Below are 11,998 nucleotides of genomic sequence, written 5' to 3'. Positions count from 1 at the left end.
ACCTCATTTTATATAATTTAAAGAAATAATGCTTTTCCCTAAAAGTTCAATTGAATAGAATCAAGCGCGTTCTCTTCTTCCTCATTGCTGCCGCTCAATCCGATATGTTCGATTAGAATGCTTGGCTGTTCCAAAATCGCCGATAGGATGTGTAAGTAGTCGTTTGATAAAACCTCGATTCTGCTTTTCTTAAACAGTTTTTTCGAATATTCAAACAGTCCGTGATAGTTGTCTTGGTCCGTCTGAATCGACAAGGTCAAATCGAATTTGGCAACCGGATGATGAAATGAATACGGCTTGAGTTGAAGAGAATCGAAAGTCAATTCAGCATGATCGAGATTTTGCAGCACAAACATCGTATCGAATAAAGGATTGCGGCTTGAATCTTTTGGAAGATGCAGATGCTGAATTAATTCTTCCAATGGATAGTCTTGATTTTTATAGGCGTTCAGCATGTTTTCTTTTACTTCGTTTAAGTAGGCATCAAATGTTTTACGGCCCGCCGGGTGATTGCGAATGACTAACGTATTGACGAACATTCCCACGACCGGCTCTACATCCAAATGAGTCCGCCCGGCAGATGGCGTTCCTACGATAATATCTTCTTGTCCGCTGTACTTGGATAAAAGAATCGTATAGGCCGCCAATAAAATCATATACAGTGTTGCTCCTGTGTCTTCTTCCATTTGGCTTAAACGCTGTTTCAAGTGTTCGGGTATAAGAAATTCAAATGATTCGCCTTCGTAATCGCGTATGGCAGGTCTCTCATAATCCGCAGGCATATCCAGTACAGGAATATCACTGTGAAACTGATCCAGCCAATACGCTTCCTGGCTCTTGATGTTCCGTTTCTGAATGTCCGATTGCTGCCAAACTGCAAAGTCTTTATATTGAATAGAGAGCGGGTCCGGTTCGTTCCCCTCGTAGATTCGGCTTAAATCTTTCATCAGAATATTGACGGACACGCCGTCAGAAATGATATGATGCATATCAACCACAAGCACGTGCCGTGCAGGTTCAATTTCAATCAGTCCGGCCCGCATCAGCGGCGGTTTGGCTAAGTCAAACGCTTTGATGAAATCAAGCACACGGTCTTCCGCTACTTCTTCGCTTGCTTGAATCCGTTCTATCGTAAAGTCGACGTTCTGATGAATACGCTGTGCCGGCTCGCCTTCATATAAATCAAAGCTGGTCCGCAACGCTTCATGACGCGCGATTAATTTTCGGAAAGCGGCGTTTAACCGTTCGGGATCGATCGTCCCTTCCACATTCATGGCACCCGTCATATTGTAAGTCAGCTCGCCGCCTTCTGTGTGACTTAACAAATACATACGCCTCTGAGCTGAAGAAACCGGATAATATGGCATTTCCTTTGCAGCCGGAATCGGTACATATCGGTTTTTGTCCATGTGTAACGCCTTGTCAGCCAATTGTTCAATGGTAGGAAACTTGAATATGTCTTTTAGAGACAGATTCACATCCAGCTCTTTGTGAATTCTGGCGGCTAAGGCAGCCGCTCGGATGGAGTTGCCTCCGAGATCAAAGAAATTATGTTTGATCCCCGCATGGCTTATTCCGAGCACTTCCTTCCATAAATCTGTCAGTTTGGACTCCGTCTCATTACCCGGCGGAACATATTCAGCTGTCAGCTGCAGACTCGCTTCTGGTGCTGGCAGTGCCTTACGGTTTATTTTCCCGTTGGACGTTAACGGCATATGCTCCAGTTGGACAAAATAGGACGGAATCATGTAGTCCGGAAGCTCCGATGACAATTGTTCCCTAAGCTGCGCAGCCGCTATAGGCTTGTCGCTTACGTAATACGCGCATAATTGTTTTAAGCCGTCTTCTTCTTTCACTGTAACCGCGGCTTTTTGCACCGCTTCCGCGTTATGCATTGCTGCTTCAATTTCACCAAGCTCGATTCGGTGTCCCCTGATTTTGACTTGTTCATCAATGCGCCCGATATATACAAGATTTCCGTCCTTCAACCGCTTAGCCAAATCCCCTGATTTGTACATCTTCGCTCCCGGGACATACGGGTTTTCAACAAATTTCTCTGCCGTTAAATCCGGACGGTTCCAATACCCTCTGGCAACACCCGGTCCGCTGATATATATTTCGCCGATTACCCCGATCGGAACCAGATTTCTGCTTGCATCGGCCACATAAATATCCGTGTTGGCAGCCGGAGTGCCGATCGGTACAAATTCCCGCTTGTCCCGTTCTGCGTCGAAGTGATAAATCATACATCCGACGACAGCTTCCGTCGGTCCGTATTCATTGAAAATGTCCAGCCGGCCTTTAAACTGCTCGCTGACACATTTGGCCAGACGGGTGCTTAAATTTTCTCCGCCGACAATCATTTTCCGTATTGCGGTGCCGCCAGCGATATTCATCTCCTTGATGACGTGCAGATGTGCCGGGGTCAACTTGATCATGTCTATTCTTGAGTCCCGCATAATCTCAGAAAGCACAGCGCTTTTGTCTTCGCCGTCAAAGACAATGATGGTATTTCCCGTAACCAGCGGCGTAAATATCGAGGTCACAGTCAGATCGAAAGAGATGGAAGAGTATAATGGGAAGTTGGTTTTCTCACCTCTTACATAGACCTCTTTCGCCCACCAAATATAATCAGCCAGTCCCTGATGCTCAATGAGGACACCTTTTGGATTTCCCGTGGAACCTGACGTATAGATCATGTAGGCCAAATCATGCGCATCGCTGTCCGATTCAAGATTCGAGTGATCCTCATGGTATGAGTTTTCCTCATCCAAAAGCACAACGTCACCATCATACGGTAATTGATCCAGCAGGCTGCGCTGTGTCAACACAACCTCCGCCCTTGAATCTCTCAGCATATATTGGATCCGATCTTCCGGATATTCAGGATCAATGGGCACGTATGCGCCGCCTGATTTCAGAACAGCCAAAATACCAACAATCAACTCGATGCAATGCGGAGAGATGATGGCAACGAATTGATCAGCTTGTACGCCTTTTGTCCGTAACGTCCGCGCCAATCGGTTCGCCCGTTCATTGAGCTGTCTGTACGTATACCGCTCATTGCCAAAAATAACGGCTGCATGATCGGGACTCTGTTCCGCCTGCATTTCAAACCATCGGGTTACTGTTTCGTTATGCGGATACGGCGTCTTTGTGCCGTTACACTCCGTCAGCAGTTGATGCCGTTCGGTTTCAGACAGCATAGGAACGGAAGACAATGTCATCTCCGGCTGCTCAACAAGACTGTTTAAAATGCCGGTATAGTGTCTGGTGATCTGTTCAATGGTGTCTTTTGTGAATCGTCCCGGTTTATAATCAAAATGCATCTCTATCTGTTGACCGGCATCTTCGATCGTGAGCATCAAATCATACAAAGAGACCCCTGGATTTCGTTCTTTCACTTTAAATGTACATTCATTGTGCCGGATTTCATGAAATTCAATGTTTTGAAACACAAACATCGTGTTAAACAGAGACTTTCCGGTTGTTTCCCGCTGCACATTTAATTTCTCCACAAGCCGGTCGAATGGATAGTCTTGGTTTTCGAAAGCGTCAAGCGTCTGCCGCTTTACTTCTTCCAGATAATCCGTAAACGTTCTATTGGCGTGCGGCTTCGTCCGGATTCCGATGGTTTGTATGAAAATACCGATGATTTTTTCGATATCCGGATGATTTCTTCCTGAAGCAGGCGTGCCTACGACAATGTCTTCTTGTCCGGTATATTTATGAAGCAGCACATTATAGGCGGCCAGAAGCACCGTATAGAGAGTGGTTTCCGCCTTTTGCGCCAAATCTTGAAGCGAACGGATGACATCCGGCTGTAAGGAGCATGTCACACGCTGTCCCTCAGAAGACCGTTCTGCCGCTTGTGAACCGTCTGTCGGCAGGTTAAGGATGGGAATTTCGTCTTGAAATTGTTCCAGCCAATATGTCTCCTGCCGCTTCATGGCATCCTCATTCAGCCGTTGGTTTTGCCATTCTGCGAAATCTTTATATTCAAATTCAATGTCCGGTAATGGTTTCTGATGATATAAAGCCAGCAATTCATTTGTAAGGATGTTGACGGAATAACCATCCGAAATGATATGATGCATATCGATGAGCAGTTCGGCCTGCTCGTTTTCAATCTTGATCAGCTCCGCACGAACTAACGGAGCTTGGTCCAGGCGGAACGGTTTTACAAACCGGTCTGAATAGGCATCAAATTCGTCCCGGCTCATTGTCCGGACATGAACGTTAAAATCAACTTCGTTTTCAAGTTTCTGAACGATATCGCCATCTATAATGTCGAAATACGTGCGAAACGCTTCGTGCCGCTGCATCACTTGTTGAAGAGACGAGATCAGGGCTTGCTCATCGTACTTCCCTGTTATTGATATTTGGCCGAACATATTTTGCGCCAGCTGATCCGGTTCCAGTTGGTGCAGGAAATATACTCTTTGCTGCGCCGGCGATGTCGGGTAATACGCTTTTTTCTCGGCAGCCTTCATCGGGAGGTGCACGACTTTTGTTTCGTTCTGAATGAAATGTGCTAATTCCTTAACAGTCTGGTGATTGAAAAATTGTCCGATGGAAACCTTTTGATGAAATGTCTTCTGAACTTTGGAAAGCATAAGCGTCGCCTGGAGCGAGTTTCCTCCCAGAGCCAGAAAGCGATCTGATCTGCCGACCCGTTCAAGGCCGAAAAGTTCCTCCCAAATCCGCGCCAGCTGCCGTTCCGTTTCATTTATCGGCGCCTCGTAGGCTTCAGTGAAATTTGCTGTATTGCTTCCTATTGAAGAGACCCGCTTCTGGTGTTCATCATACAGTTTTTGTAAATCGTGCTGTTCTTCATCGGAAAACATCATCATGGCGTCAAGAGGGATTGAATCCCCCTCAACCATTTTTTGCAGCAAATTTGTAAAACCCGCTCCCCACTTTTTCATGATTTCCGGACTGATGACGTTCGTATTAAAGTCGAAATCAAGAACATATTCTTGATGCGCGTCTGTTATGTTAAGAAATAAATCGTACAGGGTGCATTTTACCGGGTATGCAACGGGCTCCGCTTCCGCCTTTCCGAAATGCAGCTTTCGAAAAGGCCTGTCTAAATTAAAGATAATACGCATATCCGGCACTTGATCGTGCGGAAGCTCTCTGGCCACCAGTGTCATCGGGACGGCTTGGTGCCGCATTGCAAGATTCACGCTTTCTTTCATACTGCCAAGATAACCGGTTAAAGTGCTTTCTGAAGTAGACGTGTTCTTCACCGGAATCATATTGACGCAATTTCCAATCAGATCATGCTGTTTTATATGCGATTGACCTGCTGCGGGGATCCCGATCACAAGGCCTGACTGTTTGGTAAGCCGGTGCAGAAAAAGATGAAATGCACCCAGCATTGTCACAAATACGCTATTTTTCATCTGAATGCTTAATGACCTTAAAGCCTCGCTCAATGGCCGTCCAAGCCTGACGGTACACCGGTCTCCCTCATACCCGTTCGGATAACGGACAGAACCTGTGCTCGGCAGAATTGGCTGCTGAATCGGTTCAGAGAAATGACGCCGCCAATAACGGACCCCTTCTTCATAATGGCCGCTGTCAATCTGTGCCTGCTGCCAGTCTAAGTATTGGCGAAACGAAACATCTGCCTCTTTCGGTGAAATCGGCTTTCCTTGTACAATTGCCGCGTAGTTGCTCTCCAGTTCTTGAACAAATACGGCGATTGACCATCCATCGGCAATGATATGATGGAACGTGAGCACAATCAGATGTTCATTGTGAGCCGCAGTAAGCACATGGATTCTAAACAAAGGCTTTTGTTCATGGAAATGAAACGGCCGCTTGGCATCTTCTGTCAGCCATTTTTGAATTTCCGACTCCCGATGTTCATGCGGGTGACCGGTAAAATCAATGACTGGTATTTCTATATTCATCCGTTCCTGCACTTGCTGTACCTCGTCATCGGGATGAATCACTGTACGTAAAGCTTCATGACGGTCAACGATATGCCGGACGGCTTGTTTTAATGGCGTATGCTGCAGTTCGCCCTCCACTTTCAGCATAATGGACTGGTTTAAAGCGGCGGAAGCTTCATTCCCGTAATGGGATGCCATAACCAACTGCTTTTGTTCAGGTGAAAGCTCGCGCGTCCCGGACTTTTTACGGCCTCCGCCATCAGGGGAGTCCGGGCCTTCCGGAATAAATCCGCCTCGGCTAAGATCCTCCACCGTGTCTTTCACCGCTTGAATAATCTTTTCTATATCATCAGCGGTATGCGCCGCAGACAAGAAGCAGTTGCGTCCTTCCCACACATAGACACCTTTATAGTTGAGATGGTAAAAGAACAAGTCATTATCAAGCGATGAGACAAACCGGAATAAAGAACCGAATCGAACCATGCGGATAGGCACTTGCGCTTGTTCGAAGCAGCGATTCAGCTCATCGACCAAGTAGGCTGTTTTTTGATTAAGCTGCTCATACAGATGTTCTCCCTCGGTTTGTAAATGACGAAGCACGGCTAATGACATTCTCATGGTAAGCGGATGAGTATTGAAGGTTCCGGCCACAAACGTGCGTTTCGCCTCGTCTTGCGGGTAGGAATCGTCCCCATACTGCCAGGTACCCCCGTCGATCGCATTCATGAACTCAGCTTTTCCGGCAACTACCCCTAACGGCTGTCCGCCGCCGATGATTTTTCCGTAGGTCACTAAATCAGCCTGAATGCCGAACCATTCCTGTGCGCCGCCGAGACCGATCCGAAATCCGGTAATAATTTCATCCATAATCAGAGCTGTTCCGGATTGCTGCGTGATCGCCCGCAATTCTTTCAAAAATGCCCGCGGCTGCAAATCCGGTCTGCGGCTTTGTACCGGTTCCACCAGTACGGCTGCCAATTCATCACCAAGACTGCGGATCACGTCCAGCGAATCGGGATTGTTGTAATGTAAAATAATCAAATCATCCATAAAGCTCTGCAGTATACCAGGAGCCAGCGGATTCGCAGACGCAGCTCCGCCTTTTGTGCCGGCAACCCCTAATACGCCGTCAAACGTGCCGTGATAAGAGCCCGAGAACGCCACCACTTTCTTTCTTCCTGTTGCCGCCCGCGCCAAACGCAGGGCAACCATGACGGCCTCTGTTCCGGAATTATAGAAAGCGACCCTTTCTACCCCGGTACATGTGCGGATCCGGTCGGCAACTTCACCGGCGACATCTGACATCGGTCCGAGCGGAGGCAATGATGAACGGGCTGAATCATCGATAACCTGTGTAATAAAGGAAGGATGATGCCCGAAAAGGTTAACCCCGAATCCCATGGTGACATCGATATATTCATTTCCGTCAATATCCCACATTTTAGAACCGTCAGAACGTTCGGCGATAATCGGGTATACGATTTCCTTCCAATATGAACGGAAGCTGGACAAGTTGCGGTTGTTTGCATGAGCAAATCGGGTGTTGTCCGTATATTGTTTGGAACCTTTCGTTTTATCTGCGTATTTCTTGATGAAATCTTCTAAGTATTGTTTTTGCCGTGCGGTATAGTGTCCCTGTTCATGCAGGTTCTGAGGCTGGAAAGGAACATAGGGTTTCGCTTCTTGAGCCGCTTTCTTTTCTGCAGTGACGGCCGGAGGCCCCTGCTGGACAGAAGGAATTGATCTCTCTTGCGCTTTAGCGTATTCTTTCTCATCGGAATGATGTCCGCTGTTTCTCAACAAATTAAAGCTATTTAATTGAGCTTGCAAGGTATCCTGAATTAATTGATTCTGAGAAGCGATTATTTTTTCGAGCATATGCTCTTGATGACCTTCTCTGCGATCCGATTCAGACTGTGCTTCTGAAATGACCTGCATTTCCTGCGCCGGAACATTCTCTTGAGGCGGAGCGGATGCAAAGGACGATGGAACGGTCTCAGCCAAGTAATCTATGACACTTTGAAGGTTGTTCATCGTATCAAAAAAACGATCCATCGGGATGTCTGCCCCAAATTCGTCCGCGATGGCTTTTTTGACCTGTGACAGCATGATAGAATCCATTCCGAGTCCGATAAAATGAGCATTCAGATCGAGTTCCTCCGCTCTGATCCCCGAAGTATTGCTGATTACAGTTTTCAGGAAGGATTCAATATGCGACTTCGATTGATTGATATTCAATGCCGCTTCTCCTCTCTTTTCGTCCTCGTTTAAGCGCAATTGGTCAGCTTCAGCCCAGCATCGGCTCCGTTCAAACGGATACAAGGGCAATGGCGTCTTTTGTACAGTTTCACCTGAATAAAGCGCGCGCCAATCGATAACGGCTCCTTGCACAAATAATTCGGCGGCGCGATGCAGCCATGTGATCCGTTCATCTTGCGTACGTAAACGCTGCTTAATCAGTGCGGCTGCTTGTTTATTCAGCTCTTCTTTATGAGCGGGCAGCATTTCCTTCATATTCTTGTAGCCGATGTATACACCGGGAAGGTTTCTGTCTCCCTGAATCAGGCGGGTCAGCTTATCCGATAGTTCTTGTTTACCGGATACAATCATGGCAATGCCATGATCCAAATGAGCCCTGCCCGTACTGGCTGTATAGCAAATGGACTTTAATGAAGCTTGGCTGTCATCCGATACATATTGCCGGTACTGCTGTGCGAGTTCATAGAGTGATTTTTCAGTATGAGCGGATAAAACAAATAGGTGCGGCCCATGTTCATCCTCGGGCGCATACTCACTTTGAGAAATATATTCTTCCAATACCACATGAGCGTTCGTTCCGCTAAAGCCAAATGAGCTGACTCCGCCTCGCAGCGGCTCATCACCGGATGGGAACGCTGCAGCTTCCTGGTTTACGTAAAATGGTGAAGAGTGAAAATGAATGAGCGGATTAGGTTCATTAAAGTGCACTAACGGCGGATTTTTCTTGTGATTCAGCATGAGGACAGATTTGATCAGCCCGACGATGCCTGCCGCTTCAAACAAATGACCGATGTTCGATTTAACAGAACCAATCGCACAAAATTGTTTTTTTGCCGTATACTTTTCAAACGCTTTACAAAGCCCGTTAAATTCAACCGGATCGCCGAGCTTCGTTCCGGTGCCATGCGCTTCGATGAAAGACAGTGTTTCAGGGGCAATGCCCGCGTCTTTCCAGGCCGTCTCAATGACCTCAGTCTGAGCTGCCGGATTCGGTGCTGTAATCCCGGCGGTTGTTCCGTCTTGATTCAACGCGCTTCCCTTGATTACGCCGTAAATATGGTCTCCGTCGCGAACAGCATCCTGCAGAGGTTTCAGCAGGACTGCGGCCGCGCCTTCACCTGTGCCAGTACCGTCTGAATCTTTGCTGAACGTTTTCGTGTACCCGTCCGAAGATTCCATATCGAGTCCGATACAGATCGGCAAGAGCGATGTCCGGATACCGCCGGCAAGAGCCATTTCACAATCGCCGGATATTAAAGATTTACATGCCATATGAACGGCGGCAAGCGATGAGGAGCACGCCGTATCGACTGTGACCGCCGGCCCTTTTAAATTTAAGAAATAAGCGATTCGGCTGGCTAACACGGAAGGGAGATTGCCCACGATATATTGATGAAGCTCCTCCGGATAATTCGCAGAAAGGAGACGTTCATAATCGTAGCCCACCTTCGAGTACCCTGCATATACCCCGACACGGCTCCCGTTCATGCTGCCGCCGGCATAGCCCGCATCTTCAATCGCATGCCATGCAGACTGCAAAAACAGTCTTTGGTTAGGGTCCATAAACTGAGCCGTTTTAGGAGCTAAACCGAAGAACGAGTAATCAAAGCGGTCGATTTCATCTAAATAGCCGCCCTTCACAAACTGATTCTCATTGATTTCGCTTTGGATGGACTTTAAATAATCCGCCGCATCTTTCAGCCGGGATGCAGGGTATTCTCGAATGCTGTGCTCACCTTTTTCAAGCAGATTCCAAAAATCATTTTTAGTTGATGCTCCAGGGACATTGAGCGACATCCCGATAATGGCGATATCTTTCGGTGTCACATGGCTTGGTTTCGCTGCCGCGTCCTGCTTGATTTCAGCCCGGCTTTCAGACAGATACGCCGCTAAATCAGTGATAGAAGGATACGTAAAGAGATCTGAAACGGCAAGCTCGCGTCCGAATTTCTGTTCTATGCGCTCGGCAATCTGCGATAACTGTAATGAATTTGCTCCCATATCAAAATAACTGTCAGCGAGGTGAACCTTTTTCCCATTGAGCACATCGGAAAAGATAGACAGTAATTCCGTTTCAATTTCATGAATGGGAGTCTGTCCGGACGTTTCCGGGCTGCTCTCCAAATATTCATTGATGGCGGCAGACTCTGTTGAAAAATTCCCTGCCTCATACTGTCTGGCAAGTTCGTAGCGTTTAACCTTTCCGCTGGTTGTTTTAGGGAGTTTTCGGATCGGAAGGACATCTTTTATGCTCCAGCCGCCCCGCTTGAGCAAATGCTTTTTTATCTCTTTGACAAGCGGTGCGAATTTTTCAGGTGATTTTTTGTAAACAACAAAGAGCACGATTTCTCCGCTTTGTGTCTTTTGATCATATACACCGCAGGCGGCAACCCTTCCTAAGTCAACCTCTTCCATTTCAATCGCTACCCGTTCAATATCGTGCGGGTAGATATTTTTTCCGTTCACGAAAATAATGTCCTTTTCTCTTCCGGTTACGACTAAGTTACCACTTTCACTAATGAATCCGAGGTCTCCCGTTTTTACCCAGCCGTCAGAAGTCAGCGCTTTTTCCGTACTCTCGGGGTTGTTATAATACCCTTGAGTCACATTGTCTCCTTTGATCTGGATATGGCCGATGATTCCGTCTTCTACTCTTTCATTTGCTTCATCGGAGATCCGAAGCTGACAATAGTCAATAGGTCGTCCCACTTCGACGAATGAAGCGCAATTTTGATCCTCTTTGCTGACGTTTACAGCTCTTTCACCGAGATTTAAATGATCGCGATGCAAATAAACGGGAACGAATTCTTTACCTAATTTAGAGAATGCTGCGCCGACCGAAGCTTCCGCTAAACCGTAAACATTCAAAATGGCGGATCTTTTCAGATTGAATGCTGCGCATCTTTTCAAAAATTCGTCACAGAGCTCCGGCAATATCGGTTCTGCACCGTTTGCGATGACCTTGATGTGGGATAAATCCCAGTCTGGTTCGTTTTTCAGAAATTTAAGGAAGTAGTTGTATCCGAAATTAGGAGAGGATAGAATACTGGCTTTATGTTCATGAGCTTTTTTCATCCAAAGAATAGGTCTGCGAATAAATAATTCTGTAGGCATCAGATTTTGATTGATTCCGGTTATGAAGGGAACAAGGTGGCAGGCGATGAGCCCCATATCATGCGTTAAAGGCATCCATGATAAGAAAGAGTCTTTCGAATGAACGGCTAGGGCATTCCCAATGGCGCACGTGTTATGTATTAAGTTGTGATGCGTTAACATGACTCCTTTTGGATCTCCTGTCGATCCTGAAGAAAATTGGATAAAGGCGAGTTCATTCGCACCAGGTTCATAAAACGAAGCGGGGTAATCGTAGGTTTGATCTTGAATGATGTCAGATTTTTCGTTTAATTGATGATGGAAATCCTGTAAATCGTGTTCTGCAGCGTATTTCTTTATTTTGTCCAATACTTTTTCAGAGGCAATCAGAAACGGGTGATTTAATATGTTCCAAATGCGCCAGACCTTCAGCTTATGGTCATCATCTTCTCCGATACTGACCGGCACCGGGATCATTCCTCCTAATATACAAGCCCAAAAAGCAACGACAAATGATTTGTTTTCTTGGATTTGAAATACAATTTCCTGCTTCGGCTGAATGCCGATATGCTGTAAATAGCCAAGATATCCTTGCGCCTCTTCAAACAATTGGCGATAAGAGACAACCGTCTCGTTTTTATCGGATTCGATAAAACGGATCCCGCGGTCAGAGATATTGCTTCTTTCCCGAATGACATCTACTAAGGTTTGGAATTGACTGGTATACATAGGTCCCCTCCTGG

Annotated in this window: 1 protein-coding gene; it reads right to left on the bottom strand. The window is 46.7% G+C overall.

Going from position 1 to position 11,998, the window contains the following annotated elements:
* Positions 1–38: 38 nt before the first annotated feature.
* On the bottom strand, positions 39–11,984 hold the full coding sequence (bamA, locus tag C5I45_RS10300) for a bacillomycin D hybrid PKS/NRPS BamA (protein ID WP_107994378.1): 11,946 nt from the start codon (positions 11,982–11,984) through the stop codon (positions 39–41).
* Between the last annotated feature and the right edge of the window lie 14 nt (positions 11,985–11,998).

This window comes from Bacillus sp. ZY-1-1, assembly GCF_003047165.1.
Taxonomy (GTDB): Bacteria; Bacillota; Bacilli; order Bacillales; family Bacillaceae; genus Bacillus; species Bacillus velezensis.
This window is presented reverse-complemented; position numbering and strand designations above follow the sequence as displayed.

Bases quoted from the DNA above. Each gene is read 5' to 3' on its own strand.
- bamA (WP_107994378.1), bottom strand. From the start codon at position 11,984: ATGTATACCAGTCAATTCCAAACCTTAGTAGATGTCATTCGGGAAAGA.